Genomic DNA, 18590 nt, shown 5'->3' with positions numbered 1-18590 from the left:
CTGTCTCTGTCGTACTTCGATTAAAGCACAGCACGGATAGCATTACAATATATGGTTCTTTGTGCCATCATTTTCAAATCACCTATACAATACCCTTGTTTCTCCAAACTATAAACACTGCAATCAGATGAGTTTACTCAATCCGTTGTAATCTGCAATCTATTGTACTGCTTTTGCAATGCAGCGGTCGATCGGTCACGATTCATGGTATAGTAGTCTGAGATATACATTTTACTACTTTATATAAAGGAACGATTACGTTTGAAATACGATATTATTGTGATCGGCGGCGGATCAGCGGGTCTGATGGCGAGTGTGGCAGCCAGCGAACATGGCGCGCGCGTGCTGCTGATTGATAAAGGAAACAAATTAGGACGCAAGCTGGGCATCTCCGGCGGCGGACGCTGCAATGTCACAAATGCCAAAGAAGTCGATGAATTAATCAAATATATTCCGGGCAACGGACGCTTTCTGCACAGCGCGCTGGCAAACTTCAGCAACCGCGATATTATGGCGTTTTTCGAGAATATGGGAATTGCGCTGAAGGAAGAAGATAATGGGCGCATGTTCCCAGTAACCGATAAAGCGAAATCTGTAGTCGATGCGCTCGTGAACCGAATACGCGCGCAGGGTGTTGATATCCGGGTGAATAGCCCGGTCGCGGAAGTGTTATACGATGAAGGTACTGTCTGCGGGGTGAAGCTACGTGCTGGCGAAGTCATTCGCAGCCGGGCAGTCATTATCGCGGTTGGCGGCAAATCCGTGCCACAAACAGGTTCCGAAGGCGACGGTTATCCATGGGCGGAAAAGGCAGGTCATACGATTACCGAGCTGTATCCAACCGAGGTGCCGCTCACATCACCGGAATCGTTTATCCAGAGTAAAGAATTGCAAGGCTTGTCCCTACGCAATGTGCAGCTGAGTGTCTGGAATCCCAAAGAAAAAAAACTGATCATGCACGATGGCGATATGCTGTTCACACACTTTGGCATTTCTGGTCCTGCGGCGCTACGTTGCAGCCAGTATGTGGTCAAAGCGCTCAAAAAGTTCCCGGTCACTTCGGTGCAATTGACGATTGATCTGCTACCGGAGCAAAGTGCAGACGACATTTACCGAGAAACATTGCAGATTGCTGAGCAAGAATCGCGCAAAGCGGTCAAAAATGTGCTCAAAGGCTATCTACCAGAGCGCATGATTCCGCTACTGCTGCAAAAAGCACAAATCGCTGAGGATATCACGTATCACAATATTCCGAAGCAGCAATGGCTGGAGCTGGCACGGCTGATCAAGGCATTCCCAGTGGCAATCAACGGTACGCTGTCGATCAAGGAAGCATTTGTAACTGGCGGCGGTGTGAATCTAAAAGAGATTCATCCGCAGACGATGGAATCCAAGCTGATGAATCATCTGTACTTCTGCGGTGAAGTGCTGGATATTCACGGATATACGGGCGGTTACAATATTACGGCTGCCTTTACAACTGGTCATGCGGCAGGCAGCAGCGCGGCGGAAGCAGTTGGTCGGAGTGAATCTGAACTAGTCTAACGATAAGCGTGAATGATAGCCAAATGATTCCAACTATCGAATGATGGTAGCGTTAGATGATCGTAGCGTTGGATGATTGTAGAATCTTATCTATTGTTGCCTTGGATTGATAATCGTCCAAGGTAAAACATATTGTTCATAGTCTATCAATATGGAGATAGACTATCGTCTATTGATATAGAAATACACCCATACACCAAAACCCTGGTGCAAACTGATGACTCAGAATGCCGGGGGTTTTGGTGTATGGGTGTCCAGCAATCTTCTTGATAGCTGGCAGTATAGGCGTCTGTTAGTATATGTGTCTCGCAGTATGACACCGAACAGAGAAGCTGCTTGCCTACCATTTTCTTCAGCGCATCATTCTCTTGCGTACTTCCGCCTCAGATCCTTTTTAAATACCAACCGTCATTGCTCATCCAAATAACGACGCAGCATGCCAGCATTGTCAGTCTGGATCATATTAAATCCATGCTGTAGCTGCCATTCCCAGCCTTCCGCTCCATGTAGCTCGGAGTGACCACCACATAATGAATCCCACATTGTATTTACCCACAGTCGGCAACCATATTGCTGTATCCTTTGCAGCAGCGATGGCTGAAGTAACCTACTGTTCTCCTGTTCAAAACAAATCTCTACCGCTTCCGGGCGCACCATTTCACAACATTCTCCGATCCGCTCCACATGATGTTCATTACTATCGTCCAATATGTGCATATACAGCGGCTTCTGTGGTTTATGATTCAGAAAAGAATGGACTTCTTCTGGTTCAGCCGTACTTTTGAATACCGTCTGTGCCACGGTGTCTGTACGCAGCAGCACAGCGTATACATCGTCGCGCCATGCCCAGCATTTGTCCAGATTGATCATGACCTTGTCGCGTGCAAGAATCATCACCTCTTCCAGCGTCGGGATCATATAATTGGTCAGCCGCTGATCATGCCCGCCCTGATGCTGACGCAAGCGCAATGCCCGTAGCTGTTCCAGCGTCATCTCCGCCACTCTGCCGCTACCGTTCGTCATCCGATCCACCGTCTCATCGTGCATCAGTACGAGCTGTCCGTCGGCGGTGCGCTGTACATCAATCTCGATCAGATCAGCGCCTGCCACGATGGAATACTGAATAGCTGCCAGTGAATTTTCCGGTGCTAACCGCCAATCGCCGCGATGTGCAGCAATCAGTACACGCCCGCGATGATCGTGAAAGCTGGCGATAATCTGTTGCAAATGACTGTGATATGGCTCCGTTCCCAAGGTCAATGACTTATCTCTCATCACTTTCGTCTCTCCACTTCCTTATTGTTGGGCAGTCGCTAATGGCTGCCTTTTCTTTTTATCCACTTTAACGTGTGAGTATTAAAAGGAATGGATATTTGTGCAATATTTGCGTAAACGTTTTGTAAAAGACCAACTTCAGTTACCAACATGCTATACACAAATTAGTACCAGATATTAAGTGTTTACACACAAGTTATAAACATCTTATCCACAGCCTGAGGATAGATTTCAGTAAAATTATTCCACTCTATACACAGGTTCAATACATTATGCAGAGCAACATGTGTATAAAATGCTGATAAGTCGCCTTTTTGCTGATTTGCTATGTATAACAACTATTTTTTATGCATTGTAATCTCCGCCTTTTGATAAAAGAGAAATTATGCACATGCTTATCCACAATATTTATCCACTTTTCCACAGGTCATACACATCTTGCACACAGACTTTTTTCCATTTCTACATTTGAACATTACCAAATGAAGATGAAATCATTTTTCATTTGTACAATTCCAGATGAATATTACGATTATAAAGAAATTGCCGTCAGCGTATACATTTTATCCACAATTTCTATTCTTGTGAAAATTAGAACAGATAAGTACCTTTTTAAACGCAATTTAATCCTTAAATTTAATATTTAAAATGGCTGACATTGTGACAAATGATACATTTTTTAATTTTAATTGCAGGTAAGATTGAATTAGATTCCAGATTACTTCTTATAACTCTTTTGCATAGATGTTACGTATCCCACACCCGGAAAGGATGACTGTATCATGATTAACATGTCTATGAATAACACTGAGCAATCCATGCATCTGTACCGCGTCTTCGCCAAAGCTTTTAAAAGCCTGAACGAACATGCTGTTGCCGGAAGCAAAATCGAAGGCTTCAACTCTACCGCATTTTCTGTCATGGAAGTGCTCTACTTTAAAGGCGCTCAACCAATTCAACAGATCGGAGCCAAATTGCTGCTGCAAAGTGGCAATGTTACGTATGTCATCGACAAGCTGGAGCATGGTGGTCTGCTGCGCCGTCACCCTTGCCCAACCGACCGCCGCGTCATCTACGCCGAGCTGACTGATCAAGGTCGTGCGATGATGGACGAGATTTATCCAAAATACGAAGAGCGCCTGAACTTTGCACTAGGCGGTCTGAATATGCAGGAAAAAGAACAACTGATCTATTTGCTCAAAAAGCTAGGTATGGAAGCAGAGCGCTTGTCTCCATCTATGCGAAAATAAGATCAGTCTGAATATAACTCAAAATGCAGTTCCTCTCACGGTGACATCGTTTCGCCGGAGAGGAACTGCATTTTGTTTGTACCGCCATATTGTTGTTATTTTGAATTACCATGTGTACCATTGCCGTTCCTTGACAGATGTGCTTTCTTTTCATATTGGTTGTGATCCCTGCTTCAGGAGTGGCTGGCTGGATGCAGATGCTGTTCAGACTGGATGCGTCCTTCTGCCAGCGTAATGATACGTGTGGCGTCTCTACTGAACAATTCCGGTTCATGAGTGACGATTAGCAGCGCTGCACCGCGCTTCATAGCAGTACGGCACTGCTGCAATATGTGCTGTACCGTAAAATAGTCTACTGCTGCTCCCGGTTCATCCAAAATATACAACGGACGCTCCAGCAAAAATTGAGCGGTAGCGGACAACAATCGCTTTTGCCCAGCACTCAGACTGTATGGCGAAGCTTCGCGTTCTGCCAGTAATCCAACTTGCGCTAACTTCTGCTCGACCTGCTCCACCCATAGCTGCGGCAGTGGTTGCCGACGACGCAAATTCAACTGTGCTCGAATGCCGAATACGCATTCGTCCCATACCGTTGGCGCTACCCACTGATGATCCGGGTGCTGAAACAAATATCCTGTATCTTGCGCGCGCGCATCAATGAACTCGCGTCCGCTATCTCGCCCATGACGGAAAATATGTCCGCTCGGTGGCGTCAGTAAACCTGTCAGCAGACGGGTTAGTGTTGTTTTGCCAGAGCCGTTGGCGCCACATAATAGCACCATTTCCCCCGGATACAACGATAGCGAAATATGGTGCAATGCTGGCACGGATGAACCTGCATACGTGTACTCCAGCTGACGAATATCTACAATCGGCTGCAACATAGTTGATGAGGAACGTTGTTTCTCAGATGATACTAATGGTGCTTGCTGCTGTTGACTCGGTTCTGATTGCAGTGACGATGGCGACTTATATGCTGAAGGAACTGACGACTGTTGCGACGATGGAGATACGGATTTAGACGCGAAGAAGCCAGATGACTCATCCGCCTTTTCAGCTTCCTTTTCTAATAGCGCTGGCAAAATGTATAGCTGACGCAGATCCTCTCCGTGCTGTTGTAGCAGCTCCGTCGGTGTACCTTCCAGAACGATCCTGCCCTTTTCCAGCACAATGACACGATCTGCTTGCTGTACGCTATCATCCCAGCGAGCGGATGCCGTAATTAGCGTACCGCCAGCGGCGTGCCAATCATCAATCATATGAAGTACTTGCTGACGACCTGCGGGGTCGAGACTTGCTGCCGGTTCATCCAGCAGCAACATTTGCGGTTCCAGCGCCAGCACAGCTGCCAATGCCGTACGCTGGCGTTGCCCGCCGGAGAGCTGATGAACACGGCGATGACGCACATGCTCCAATGCCAGTGTTGTCGTCAACCGCTCTATGCGCAAGCCGATCTCCACCGGCGGCAGACAGAGATTTTCCGGTCCAAATGCAATCTCATCCTCTACTGTGCCGACGACCAGCTCAGCATCCGGGTCTTGTCCAAGCGAACCTATAGCAGCTGCCAGTTCTCCAATCGGTGCTTCCGCAGGGTCGATACCCTGAATACACACCTCTCCCTGCCGCTGTCCACCAGCCAGCCGTGGCAATTGACCATTGATCAGGCGACACAAGGTCGATTTGCCGCTACCACTTGCACCGACAATCGCAATCCATTGTGCCTGTTGTATTTGCAAATCAATTTGTTGCACCGCCGCTTGTTCGCTGCCGTCATACACATACGACACCTGCCGCAGTACAACTGCCGGTTTCGCCATGTCCATGCCGTTATTGCTCATTAGCGTTGTCCGTTGAATCCGGCGAATCGGCGCAGCAGACCTGTTTTACCAATCGCTTTGGCAAAGACTACCGTTAACAGACCGCACAGCAGCACACCACTCAGAATACGCACTACGAGTGCAATGGATAGAATGGTCATTCCCCATTTGGCATAGCCGAACATTTGCACTGCCACTACAAACCAGATTGGCACCATCGCGCCCCCGATGAGCATCATCCAGCCAGTCGACCAGCGACGATAACGAGTAATCGCCATCAGCAGTTCAGCAACGAGCATATAACAGATCGCTGCGGCAAAAGCGGAAGCAATGCCGTATGATACGCCGACAAAGCTCTGCACTAGCGCACCCAGCGCATATGTAATTACGGCTGTGCCCGGTTTACGGATAATATAACAAGCCAGCAGTCCATAGATCATATACAGACCGACAATTGTAGAAGTGAGAATAGGACCGCCGATACTGCTAAGCAGCTGATTCACTGCGCCCAGATACATCGTCATGACCGCATTGGCGGTCGCCAGCAGCGCCATCAGCACGATATCCATCGTCGTAAACGCTTGGAAGGTACGGCTCATTTTGCTGTTGGATGAATTGCTATTTACATTTGTACTCATGATTTCGCTCCCTATGTGTTGGTATTCAGCGGTTTATAATGATGCAATAATGTTAATTCATTACTGCTCATTCATTGTTAACCACAAAATATAATTTAGGTTAACAATATGGATAAGTCAATCTTTTTCTTGCATTGTAGTCGCCAGTGCGACATCTTCAGACCGAAGTTACACCAGCAGGCAGAGCGCCAGTGTAACTCCTGCGCTGGTCAGCATGAGTGGTAGGGCATAGGATGGCAGTACAAACGGACGGTAAAATGTACGATATGCGGATGCGCCAAATCCTTTGCCATCCATTGCACCGGCAATATATTGAATACGGCGCACCGAACCGGTAAATACAGCTGCCAAATAGTCTCGTGCATGCAGTAATGCTGCCGGTCCGCGCGAGATACGTTGTCCGCGCAAACGCCTTGCCGCCAGTGCCAATCTGCCTTCCTCTCGCAACAATGGCAAAAAGGTCAATGCCAGCGCCAGCCCATAAGCAAACCGATACGGCACCTTCAACTTCAATACGAGCGCACCGACCAGCTCACGATAATCAGTCGTTACCGATAGTGCCACCGAAGTCAGGCAAAAGATAAATATACGCAGCGTCATCACCGCGCCATATTCCAGCCCACCACTCGTCAACTGCAAAGCGCCCCACTGCCACCATACTTCGCCTTCACGTACCGACAAGAGCGATAATCCAAAGTACGGAATCCCGATGCCTGCCAGTAGTTGCACAAGCGGGCGACTTACCATCTGCCCTGTACCGATCACAACCGTCGTCCACACGAATCCGAACAAAATCAGCTGTGGCAGAGCATGCTTCATATGCACTGCCAGAATCGAAATGCACAGCAGCATGAAGATCTTCGTTAGCGGATCGATCCGGTATAGGAACGGCTTTTTCTCCTGATTCAATTTCGCTTCCTCCATTATGCTTCACGATATGCTAGAACCGTCTTAGAATAACCTGCACGTCTGCATTGTGCAACTGCAAGATTGACGTTCTGTATAGAAATCATTCCTCTACATTTATACATATCGCGCACATGTATATGTGGGATACTGTGTTTGGGATACCGTGTTGGGCGTATGGGTATACGGCAAAAAGCCGGTATTCGCTGATCATAGCGGATACCGGCTTTTTGCCGACTGTACTTATCAAATTAAACGATTGCGGAAGATGCCTGCTTGGACATCGTACGCTCTGGAAGGTTGCCGGGAGCCGTAGGTGAAACGACTTCGCCGCACAGCAGCGATAACCGCTTGCGGATTTCCCTCAATTCGCTAATACCCGTGCCGGTAATCCGATACTCATCACCGCTGACAGTCAGCATATTCTCGGCTGTGAGATGCACAAGCTCCTGCTTGATCTCACGATCTCCAACACGATACCCACGGTTCTCCAGAATAGGCTGCATATCGGCAATCGTCAGCATGTGCTGATTCGCCTGATGCAGCATATGGATTCGAATAAACAAATTTTGTACCTCCGCATGCATATACCCTTCTCCCCTTCCAGTCGATGAAATGATGTATAAAGGTCGTACGCCGTTCTGGCTAAGAGCGTAAGCAAACTGTAATCGCTGTTGACAGATTAGCCCTGTAAACCGTTATGATTCAAGCTGTACTTACCCTGCTTGCCTATTACGTAAACAGGTTTGCTAAATTTATACCAATTTTTACCTTACATTTGAAGTAACGCTGTACCGCTTGAACGGATACCTTTCATTTTAGGCAATGTTCATTTGCAAATAGGGGCAACAATTGTATACTGGGTGTAGATGCCGAATCTGGCATAGGTACAGCTGAAAGGTCTGTAAATCTATCTGAAAAAGGTGACTTTCATGTTTGAAAATATAGCATATACTGGCTCCCGTGAGGAGCAATACGAGACAGCGCTAAGCCAGCTCAAAAGTCTGATCCATGACGAACCGGATCGCGTCGCCAATCTGTCTAACGCTTCGGCGCTATTGAAGCAATGTTTGCAGGATACGAACTGGACAGGCTTCTATCTGTATGATGGTAAGGAGCTAGTGCTTGGACCATTCCAAGGATTGCCCGCCTGCATTCGCATTCCGCTGGGCAAAGGCGTATGTGGTACATCCGCATCCGAACGTCGCACATTACTCGTTGCCGATGTGCACGAATTCCCCGGTCACATCGCCTGCGATGCCGCCTCCAATAGTGAGATCGTTGTGCCGCTAGTACGCGATGGCGAGCTACTTGGTGTCATCGACATCGACAGCCCGCTCAAAAACCGCTTTGACGAGCAGGATCAGCAGTTTTTGGAGCGCTTTGCCGAGATTTTGGTACAGGCGATCTAATGACTTTTGAATCGTAAACGCATATAAACAATCCCTTGTTAGCCGCTCCTGTGAGCGGCTTTCTTTGATTTCTTCACTCCATCCCGATGATTACTTCTTACATACTACACATTTTGAACACGTGTATTTTTGATATATACTGTGTAATTAGTTCATTTCAATTTTCAGTAAGGAGGTGCCAAAAATGTCAAGAAGAACTCTGGGTGGTGTATTTTGTTTCATTGCAGCATTCCTTTATTCCATTTATTTTATATGTGCTTCCATTTTGGGAGCAGGTACATTGTTACCTATTTATGATACTTCTCTTACCCCTCTAACGGTTGGAGCGTGGATCTTTTTGATCGCTGGGATTATCTTTATCATCATTGCTGAAATGAGTAACGATAAAAGAAAAAGCTAATGAGATGAGACATCATGCTGTAACATGGCAACTACAAAAAGGATTATGCTGCCACGTTTTCATGATAGAATTGACTATAAACAGTTAGACAGTCATACCATGATAAAGTCAGCTCCTACCCTATGAATCAAATGAATACTTACCTACATACCATCATTCAAGGAGGAATACGATCATGTCCAAAACGCTCAGCCGCTCCGAAGTGCCGATTCCCGCTACGTGGAATGTGAATGATCTATACGCCACTGAACAAGATTGGAACGATGCTCTAGCCGAGATTGAACAGCAAACGAAGCAGATTCAACAATTCCGCGGTCGCCTTGGCGAGAGCGCAGCTACCCTGCTGCAATGTCTGGAGCAGCAAACGGTACTAGAGCTTGCGCTCTCGAAAGCGTACAGCTATGCCAGTCTACAGCAATCCGCTGACGGTAGCGACTCTGCCAATATCGCCCGTTCTGCCAAAGCAGGTGATCTGTACTCCCGCGTGCAAGCCGCTATCACATGGATCGATTCGGAAATACTGGATTTGCCGCAGGACGTCATTGCAAACTTCAGACAACAAGAAGCTGGACTGCAACCGTACGAGCGTATTTTACAGCAGCTGGATGAGACACGTCCGCATCGCCTTGCGCCAGAAACGGAAAATGCACTGGCTGCACTGGGTGAAGTCACCGGCGCGCCGTATCGCATTTATGTGCGCAGCAAGCTGACCGATATGACTTTTGACGATTGCATGGACAGTGAGGGCAATATCATCCCAGTGTCGTTCCGTTTATATGAAAATGCGTATGAAGTGTCCGCTGATACTACGCTACGCCGCAATGCTTTTGCTTCTTTTACCAAAACGCTCAAGCAATACCGCAACACCTTTGCTGAAACGTATGCGACCGAGGTGAAAAAGCAGATCGTACTCTCCGGTCTACGAAAGTACACTTCCGTGACCGACATGCTGCTGCAACCTCAACAAGTCAATGTGGACATGTATCACAACATCCACAACGTGCTGCTGAAACAGCTGTCTCCGCATATGCAGCGATATGCCGCTCTGAAAAAACGCAAACTCGGACTGGACAAGTTATACTTCTGCGATCTGAAAGCGCCGCTTGATCCATCGTACAATCCATCTGTATCGTATGAGGAAGCCAGCGATATAATTCAGCAGGCACTGGCTCCAATGGGCGAAAATTATAGTACTATCATCCGCGATGCCTTTGCCGGACGCTGGATTGACTATGCCGATAATGACGGCAAGTCGACTGGTGCATTCTGCTCGCCGGTATACGGAGAACATCCGTACATTCTGATGGCATGGTCAGACAATATGCGCAATGCCTTTACACTCGCGCATGAGCTAGGACATGCCGCACACTTTGCACTGGCAGCAGAACATCAGCCATTCAGCAACTATTGGTGCTCCACATACTTCGTTGAAGCGCCGTCCACGATGAACGAGCTGCTGCTTGCAGATCATCTGCTACAAGGATCAGATGACAAGCGTCTGCGCAGTTGGGTCATTCAGCAGCTACTCAGCACGTATTACCATAACTTCATTACTCATCTGCTGGAAGCAGAGCTACAACGACAGGTGTATGCGGCTGCCGAGCAAGGTCAAGCGCTAACCGCTGACTGGCTATCGACTACCAAAGGTCAGATTTTACAATCGTTCTGGGGTGAGACGTTGGAATTGGACGAAGGCGCTACGCTCACATGGATGCGTCAGCCGCATTATTATATGGGATTGTATCCGTACACTTATGCTGCTGGATTGACCGCTTCCACCGCTGCGATGCAGCTCATTCGTCAGGACGGGCAACCGGCAATTGATCGCTGGTTAAAGGCACTTCAAGCAGGCGGTTCACAAGACCCGCTGGAGTTAATGAAGCTTGCCGGTGTCGATATGTCGGGACCTGAACCAATCCAATCCGCCGCCGATTATGTCGGCTCCTTGATCGCAGAATTGGAATCACTGTACGAATAATCGTGTGATCAGCCAAGACATCTCACAGCAAACACAATAAACACAATAAACACAATAAACATCGCAAACACAACTAAGCTCCCTGCAAACGGAAACCTGCTTCTAACGGACAATATGTCTGTAGAAGCAGGTTTATTATTTTGCAAAAAAATAGGTTGCTATAGCTTCAGCATGTTTGCAACAACACTAGATCGGTCACTATAGCTTCAGCACATTTGTCACGACACTGGATCGGTCGCTACAGCTTTAGCCCGTTTGTCGCAACACTGGATCGGCTGCTCGATCACAACGCCAAATTTGCTGGACAACATATTGTCAGTCTGATTACTACCACACCTATTTGTTCTTTTTCAAAAAGTTCTTGACTCACAACAATTATGTAGTATCATTAAAAAAGTAAGTAACAAACATTTACATATCAAAGAGGAGGATTTTTTCATGTCTGCTGAATTTTTCAAAGCTTTGGAAAACCGTCGTTCCGTTTATGTAATCAGTAAAGAGTCGCCTATCGACGATAACAAGATCCAACATATCGTAGAGGAAGCGATCAAACATACACCGTCTTCCTTCAACTCTCAAAGCGCTCGCGCGGTTGTACTGCTCGGTGAGCAGCACGATAAACTGTGGAACATCACAACCGAAACATTGCGCGGTATTGTGAATAACGAAGAAGTATTCAAAGCGACCGAAGAAAAAATGGGTCTGTTCAAAAATGGCTATGGTACCGTATTGTTCTTCGAAGATACCGATATCATCACCAACCTGCAAAACCAATTCGAAGCATACAAAGACAACTTCCCACTGTGGGGACAACAAGCGAACGGTATGCTGCAACTGGTTGTATGGACTGCACTGGAAGCCGAAGGTCTGGGCGCCACTCTGCAACATTACAATCCAGTAATCGACGAAGAAGTAAAATCCACGTGGAACATTCCGGCACAATGGCAGCTGGTAGCACAATTGCCATTCGGTACACCCGCTGCCCCAGCTGGCGAGAAAACATTCCAACCTGTTGAAGAACGCGTGAAAGTGTACAAATAAGCAATCCATTGCTCCTTCCCTAACTATGTCTTGATTCTGCTAAGCGATAGGGACGCATTCCTTGGAGACATTGGTACGTAATCCCATAACAGTACGTCAAAAAAGCTTCGGACAGCCCATTATAATGCTGCTGTCCGAAGCTTTTTATATGCGTGTATCTATTCTTCATTGCCTCGTTACGATCTGTCATCTCATATATCCAAATGTGAAAACAAGCATCGTGAATCGATTTCGCAAACAGAATGCGCGTAGCTAGCACTTAATTGTTGACCGAATTGCCATCTCCAACCGAGCTGCCATCCTGATATTCGCCACGAACACGAATGACTTTGCCATCTTTGTCTAGATCCAGACTGACAGTTGTACCTACGGTACGCTCATTGGATGGACCGTCTGTACCTTCAAAGTCAGCCGCTTTCTGGTACGATTTCTCTTCTGTACCTTGCTTGATAACGACGTTAGTATCTGTCTCGGAGACGAATTGACCGACAATATCAGGCTGTGAATTGTCCATATCGTCTGCATCTTTGGCAAGCTGAGCTGTCGCAATCGTGCTATCTTGTGCATTCAGCGTTACGCTTACTTCTTGACCGGGCAGATCGGTCGATTTGGGCAAGTCTGCTGCTGCTTCGTAGGAATTGCTTTTGGGAATATTGAGCTGCTTCCCATTCACGTCCAGTGTCATTGTATCGCCGTTTTCGGCTACATATTTACCAACTACATTATAATCGGCACTGGCATCGGATTTGTTGGGATCGCTAGAATACTGACGGAAGTCTCCCTCCAGCGTTTGCGCGGTTGTATTATCTTGACCAGCTTGATCCGTTTCCGCTTCACTTACGCTTTGAACAGGTGCTGTCGGATCAGGTTGACTACCATTGCTGCAACCTGCAATCACACCCGATAATAGCAATGCCGCCGCGGCACTCATTTTTAATGGATTCATCATTGGGAAAAGCCCCTTTCGCTATAGTGTCCGTTGGTTGTTGGGATCGTTTATGAACCTCTCACATGATCCTTTTACCCCAAACACGGTGCTCTCCAAACTTGATTCATAGCAAATCCTGCAAATCCCGCTCCTTCTCTGCACTCTCACCCATTTCAAACACCTTTGCCAGCTGCTCAATCATACGCATTCGGTTATGGAATCCGTAGACAAGCGGCAGGATCAGCACCTCGTCTGCTTCATAACGCGCTGCCAGACGTTCGATGCGCGCACGCACCTTATGCGGCGTACCGATAAGAATACGTTCTCGGCGAGCAGTGATCTGATTCTGCTCTTCTTCCGTATATATATGGGATTGTAGCTGCTCTGGGGGTAGGAGACCGGGCTTGCGCAGCCCTTTATTTTCGGACATGAGTAACCAGTAGTCCCAGCTAAGCGCCTGAAGCTGCGCTTCTTCCTCTGTATCCGCCACACTGATGAAGATGCCAACCATCGTATACGGTTGCTTACGTACCTCGCTCGGCTGAAACTCTCGGCGATATCGCTTTGCCGCCTGCGGTCCAACATCGGAAGCATGGATAAAATGGGCAAATGCGAGTGCCGTGCCATATGTTGCTGCCAGCTCTGCACTGCCATTCCCTGTACCGAGCAGCCATAGTTCCGGTTGCGTATCAATCTGCGGCGTTGCGATCAGACCGGGGAAGCGATCCACTCCATTTGCGTCTTGATGCAAATAGTGAATCAGATCAGCCAATTGTTGCTCGTACGATACAGATTCATTCCGTCCTTCGTTCAATGCAGTTCGTCCAATTCGACCAGCTCCAGCAGCCCGCCCTGCTCCCAGATCGATGCGACCGGGATGCAGTGCTTCCAGCATACGGAAATTTTCGGCGACTTTGTACGCACTGTAATTGGGCAACATCACTCCACCGGAGCCGATACGAATGGAGTGGGTACGGTCTGCCAGATGCATCATAAGCATCTCTGGATTGCTGCCGGCAAGTGGTGGCAAATGATGATGCTCGGATACCCAGAAGCGATGATAGCCCAGCTGTTCGGCAGCGATCGCCATGTGTACCGTTTGACGTAACGCTTCTTGATCGTTACTGCCCTCGTCCACTGGTGAATAATCCAGAATCGATAATGTGGTCATCCCTGTTTCATCCTTTCATAATCATCATTCTTCCCCAAACAACGTCATGGGCGAAGTTAGACGAAATCGGAGCTACTTATCTTGCATTCAAGCAGATTCCAAACAATTTTTACCATGTTTCACTTAGCAGGCTACCGTTTTATTAGTACATACGGCATACTAAGTCTGTATAGTCCTTTGGACTTATGCGAATAGAATGACTTTTTATAAAATTAATCATTAAATTCGTTAATAAGTTCGGTATTTTATCTTGTACAATCATGTATAATCAATACAGTCCTTGTACATATTATTGTCGTTCTCTCCTTAATTATCCATTTCCAGCGTTCCATATGGAAATTCATTGTTGCTCGGTCGCTAGGTACGAATAACTACATACGAAAAGAGGTTACGTATGAATGTATTTAAGAAAGTGAGTGTATTAGCAGTCGCACTCATGTTGATTTTGAACTGTCTTTTTATGCCGGGAATTACTCATGCTGCCGATGAAAGCAGCACAGCTCCATCTGCAAATAGTACATCCGCCAGCGCGGATGATAGCACCGCTTCCACATCGTCTACAACGGTTCAATCCGATACGTATGGTGGAACGGATACTGGTTCAACAGATGGTTCAACCGAAACGACACCTACGGATACAACTAGTACAGAACCTACTACACCTGCTGCCAAGCAGAGCATTCTGACCAAAGCATATTTGACAGATGCGAATGGTAAAGTAATTGATGGTGAAGCCAATCCTGGAGATCCGATTGATCCAGATGAAGCGATCAATCTAAATTACGAATGGGCATTGCCAAATGACGGTTCCTACACTAGCGGTTCGACATTCGAATTCGATCTGCCGTCCGCTTTTCAATTGTACAACGACATTAACAATGTTCCGCTGCAATTTGGCGATACGACAGTCGGTAGCTTTGATGCAACCAAGTCGGGGCATGTAACTGTAACATTTAACTCCACTGTAGATGAATATTCCGATATCCACGGTACGATGCAATTCCGTACCTCACTTAGCAAGGAAACAGTAACAGGCAGCACCGAAGTGAAGATTGCCATTCCTCTGGGCGAAAGCTCGCAGTTTGTTGTCGTTTACCTGAAACCGGATAAAGGCAGCAATATTGGCAAACGCGGTGAAGCCATCAGCAGTTCCCAGATTCGTTGGACCATCGATCTGAATACGACGAAAGAAAAGCTGGAAAATGCCGTTATCACTGATCCGACCGGCGCTGGTATGAAGCTCGATACGGTATCCGTTCAAGTATATGGACTGAATGTGAATGTAGACGGTACGACTACACTTGGAGATCGCATCACATCCGGTTATACGCTCAGTGCGGATGAGTCCCAGTTTAAGCTGTCTTTTGACAATACGATCTATTCCGCTTACCGCATTGTATACGTAACCGATATGACGGATAATGCACGCACGGTCTTTTCCAACACGGCAACGCTGACTAGTAGCAAAGGCGATGCCGAAGCGCAAGCACAGGTTACGGTAGAACAGCAATTTTTGAGCAAAAAGGTAGAGAATTACGACCCTGCCACAGGAACAATCGATTGGGCGATTGGGTACAATCTGAACAACCAGACGATTACGCAAAGCAATGCTATTGTTAAAGACCGCTTCAACAGCAGTCAACAGGTAGTCGATGGTTCGCTCAAAGTATACGACAATCAAGGCAATCTGCTCACACTCGACAAAGATTACAAGATCAAGACGATTACACCGACAAACGGACGTACCGGCTTTGATCTGCAATTCCTAAGCGATATCAACTCCTCATATACGATCAAGTATCAGACTCGTCCGGTCGATCAAGTCGTACGCAACGAGAATATTAGCAATATTGTAACAGCAGGTGGCGTAAGTGTCGGTGTTAACCAGCGTGTACAAGGTGCCTTGTTCACCAAAGCATTGACTGATGCCAACTACGTTCGCAAAGATGCAACATGGAAACTGACGCTGAATACGAAAGATCAGCCGCTACAAGGTGCGCTGATTGAGGATCAATTCCCGAACGGCGGTCTGCAATTCCTGCCGGATACTTTGAAAATCACCCGCGCGGATGGTAGTGTATATCCGTCGAGTCTGTACACGCTGACTGTGAATGATGCGCGTGCTGGCTTCCGAATTGATTTCAAAGAATCCGTCAAAGAACAACTGATCATCGTTTACCGCACGACTTTTGATGCGGATTGGAAGAAAAACAAATCCGAAGTATCGTACCAGAATATCGGTGCGCTCTATTGGCTGGAAAACGGTAAATACCGTACGATTGCAGCTGAAGCTCGTTTCTGGCCGGATAATCTGACTGTGAATAATGGTGCCAAAGAAGGCGTCTACAATCCAGTGACCAAAGAAATCACTTGGACGATCAAAGCCAATTACAACAACAAAACATTAACCAATGCTATTTTGAATGATACGCTCGGAGCCGGACAAACGTATGTAGACGGTTCGCTGGGTGTGTATCACATGAATGTGCTGGGCTATTGGAATGGTGTAAGTCGCGGCGTTGCCGTTGATCCTTCTGCTTATACAGCTACTACGCCAGCATCAGGAAGCGATGGCGGAGCGTTGCAAGTTAAATTCAACAATCCGATCAATTCCGCTTACTGGATTACGTTCAAAACTACGCTCACTGGCAAAGTCATTCCACCGACTGTACGCAATGATGCCGTACTGAAGGCGAACGAGAACAGTTATCCATGGGCTTCCGTTGTAAGCATTCCAAACGGCGGCGAATATGTATACAAAACCGGTGTTCAAGATAACGATAAGGTCAACTGGACGGTTCAGATCAACCGTGGTCAATCCTATGTGGAAAACGCCAAAATCATCGACCAGCCGACCGCCAATCAGATTCTGATGACCGATTCCTTCCATCTGTTTAGCACCGTTCCTTCTGAGGATGGTAAGCTGACTAAGAGTACTGAACTCGTAGAAGGTACGGATTATAAACTGACTGTCACTTCTGGTACACCAGAGAAGTTCGAACTGGCATTCCTGAAGCCGATCTCGTCCGCTTATATTCTGGAGTACTCTACGCTGATCAATGCTAATGACCGTGATAAGCTGAGCAATAGCGTTCAATTTGTCGGTGATGGCATTACGACTGGCACAGTAGAAACGAGCAAAGACATTATCGTACGTACATCCAGTGCTTCCGGTACAGGAACCGGGGTTGTCGGTAATTTGATCGTTCACAAAGTCGATGCATCCGACGATACCGTCTCACTCGCAGGCGCTGTGTTCCGTTTGCAAGATGCAGCGGGCAGTCGCCCAGCGATTACGATTACGACTGACTCCCAAGGTCGCGCTCTGTTTACTCGCCTGTTGTATGGCAAGTACAATTTGCAAGAGATTCAGGCACCTGAAGGATATACCGCAGATGATACGATCCATGCGGTAACGATTAATGCAGACAATCAACAATCCGGCAATGTGCCGCTTGTAACGATTACGAATACAAAACAAACGACACCGGGTACGCCAGAGAATCCTAGCACACCGGGAACACCAAGCAATCCAGAAAATCCAAGTAATCCAGGTACACCATCTAATCCATCCAACCCGGATGACGATGATGATACACCGGGGAATACACCATCTAACCCAGGCACAACACCACCGAGCAGCAATACGCCGCCTACAACGGAGCAGCCTGTTCCGGTAGATGATGAGCCGATTCCGCAGGGTACGACACCACCGTCCCAGCCGGAGCAGCCGACGAATACTGGTGGTACACCGGATGTGTCGATTCCAGACGAACCTGTACCGCAAGGTACAACACCGCCGGATACAACGCCGAATCCGTCTGGCAACCCAGATACAACACCGGAAGTTCCTGTACCGGATGAACCGATTCCGACGGGAACAACGGAGCCAAATCCGACACCGCAGCAGCAACCAATGTTGCCGCAAACGGGTGAATCGAGCAGTATGCCATACTGGCTGAGTGGTGCGGCACTGATCGCACTGGGTATTATTATCAACCGTATGCAAAACCGCAAAGTAAAAACAGGCGGTCGCTCTGAATAGACTGTGTATGATGGAACGTGAATACTATGTATTCGCCAAAGGTATGCACAACGATCAGTTGAATAGTATGTAATCCAATCACCCCCAACCATAGAGGCTGGGGGTGATTTGTATTGTTATGCTGCTGCATTCTATGGATCTTGCATCATATGGATGTTGCGTCATGTAGTTTTGCCGGGCATAT

The 18590-nt window shown here is 47.4% G+C and carries 14 protein-coding genes; 7 read left to right on the top strand and 7 right to left on the bottom strand.

Annotation, left to right across the window (positions count from 1 at the left end):
* The first annotated feature begins 261 nt into the window (after positions 1-261).
* Positions 262-1545, top strand: a complete 1284-nt coding sequence (locus tag ACE3MZ_RS02545; RefSeq protein ID WP_411344992.1) for an NAD(P)/FAD-dependent oxidoreductase — start codon at positions 262-264, stop codon at positions 1543-1545.
* A 408-nt stretch (positions 1546-1953) separates the two neighbouring features.
* On the opposite strand, the gene ACE3MZ_RS02540 is transcribed toward ACE3MZ_RS02545, so the two are convergent.
* Entirely contained in the window at positions 1954-2820 is an 867-nt protein-coding gene (locus ACE3MZ_RS02540; protein ID WP_411344991.1) for a glycerophosphodiester phosphodiesterase family protein, read from the bottom strand.
* A 782-nt stretch (positions 2821-3602) separates the two neighbouring features.
* Here ACE3MZ_RS02540 and ACE3MZ_RS02535 point away from each other — a divergent pair.
* On the top strand, positions 3603-4070 hold the full coding sequence (locus ACE3MZ_RS02535; protein WP_411344990.1) for a MarR family winged helix-turn-helix transcriptional regulator: 468 nt from the start codon (positions 3603-3605) through the stop codon (positions 4068-4070).
* Between the two features lie 173 nt (positions 4071-4243).
* On the opposite strand, the gene ACE3MZ_RS02530 is transcribed toward ACE3MZ_RS02535, so the two are convergent.
* The 4 genes from ACE3MZ_RS02530 to ACE3MZ_RS02515 all read right to left on the bottom strand — a co-directional run bounded on the left by ACE3MZ_RS02530 (position 4244) and on the right by ACE3MZ_RS02515 (position 8018).
* Positions 4244-5893: an ABC transporter ATP-binding protein gene (locus tag ACE3MZ_RS02530; RefSeq protein ID WP_411344989.1), complete on the bottom strand. Its 1650-nt coding sequence runs from the start codon at positions 5891-5893 to the stop codon at positions 4244-4246.
* Positions 5894-5907: 14 nt separating this feature from the next.
* Positions 5908-6525 carry an ECF transporter S component gene (locus tag ACE3MZ_RS02525; protein ID WP_411344988.1) on the bottom strand — a complete coding sequence of 206 codons (618 nt, stop codon included), beginning with the start codon at positions 6523-6525 and terminating at the stop codon, positions 5908-5910.
* A gap of 168 nt (positions 6526-6693) precedes the next feature.
* Entirely contained in the window at positions 6694-7434 is a 741-nt protein-coding gene (locus tag ACE3MZ_RS02520) for an energy-coupling factor transporter transmembrane component T family protein (RefSeq protein WP_411344987.1), read from the bottom strand.
* Between the two features lie 248 nt (positions 7435-7682).
* Positions 7683-8018, bottom strand: coding sequence for a hypothetical protein (locus ACE3MZ_RS02515; protein ID WP_411344986.1), 336 nt, complete (start codon positions 8016-8018; stop codon positions 7683-7685).
* A 345-nt stretch (positions 8019-8363) separates the two neighbouring features.
* On the opposite strand from ACE3MZ_RS02515, the gene ACE3MZ_RS02510 reads away from it, so the two are divergent.
* The 4 genes from ACE3MZ_RS02510 to ACE3MZ_RS02495 all read left to right on the top strand — a co-directional run bounded on the left by ACE3MZ_RS02510 (position 8364) and on the right by ACE3MZ_RS02495 (position 12262).
* Positions 8364-8843, top strand: coding sequence for a GAF domain-containing protein (locus ACE3MZ_RS02510; RefSeq protein WP_411344985.1), 480 nt, complete (start codon positions 8364-8366; stop codon positions 8841-8843).
* Between the two features lie 184 nt (positions 8844-9027).
* Positions 9028-9243 (top strand): hypothetical protein, encoded by a 216-nt coding sequence (locus tag ACE3MZ_RS02505; RefSeq protein ID WP_411344984.1) that lies wholly within the window; start codon positions 9028-9030, stop codon positions 9241-9243.
* Between the two features lie 175 nt (positions 9244-9418).
* On the top strand, positions 9419-11221 hold the full coding sequence (gene pepF / locus ACE3MZ_RS02500) for an oligoendopeptidase F (RefSeq protein ID WP_411344983.1): 1803 nt from the start codon (positions 9419-9421) through the stop codon (positions 11219-11221).
* Positions 11222-11659: 438 nt separating this feature from the next.
* On the top strand, positions 11660-12262 hold the full coding sequence (locus ACE3MZ_RS02495) for a nitroreductase family protein (RefSeq protein WP_411344982.1): 603 nt from the start codon (positions 11660-11662) through the stop codon (positions 12260-12262).
* A 259-nt stretch (positions 12263-12521) separates the two neighbouring features.
* On the opposite strand, the gene ACE3MZ_RS02490 is transcribed toward ACE3MZ_RS02495, so the two are convergent.
* Positions 12522-13211 (bottom strand): hypothetical protein, encoded by a 690-nt coding sequence (locus tag ACE3MZ_RS02490; protein WP_411344981.1) that lies wholly within the window; start codon positions 13209-13211, stop codon positions 12522-12524.
* Between the two features lie 103 nt (positions 13212-13314).
* A complete protein-coding gene (locus ACE3MZ_RS02485; RefSeq protein ID WP_411344980.1) occupies positions 13315-14361 on the bottom strand; it encodes an LLM class flavin-dependent oxidoreductase in 1047 nt (348 codons plus the stop codon).
* A gap of 394 nt (positions 14362-14755) precedes the next feature.
* On the opposite strand from ACE3MZ_RS02485, the gene ACE3MZ_RS02480 reads away from it, so the two are divergent.
* Complete coding sequence (locus ACE3MZ_RS02480; RefSeq protein ID WP_411344979.1) at positions 14756-18406, top strand: collagen binding domain-containing protein; 3651 nt, start codon at positions 14756-14758, stop codon at positions 18404-18406.
* Positions 18407-18590: the final 184 nt, after the last annotated feature.

It is taken from the genome of Paenibacillus sp. WLX1005, assembly GCF_046603685.1.
GTDB lineage: Bacteria > Bacillota > Bacilli > Paenibacillales > Paenibacillaceae > Saccharibacillus.
This window is presented reverse-complemented; position numbering and strand designations above follow the sequence as displayed.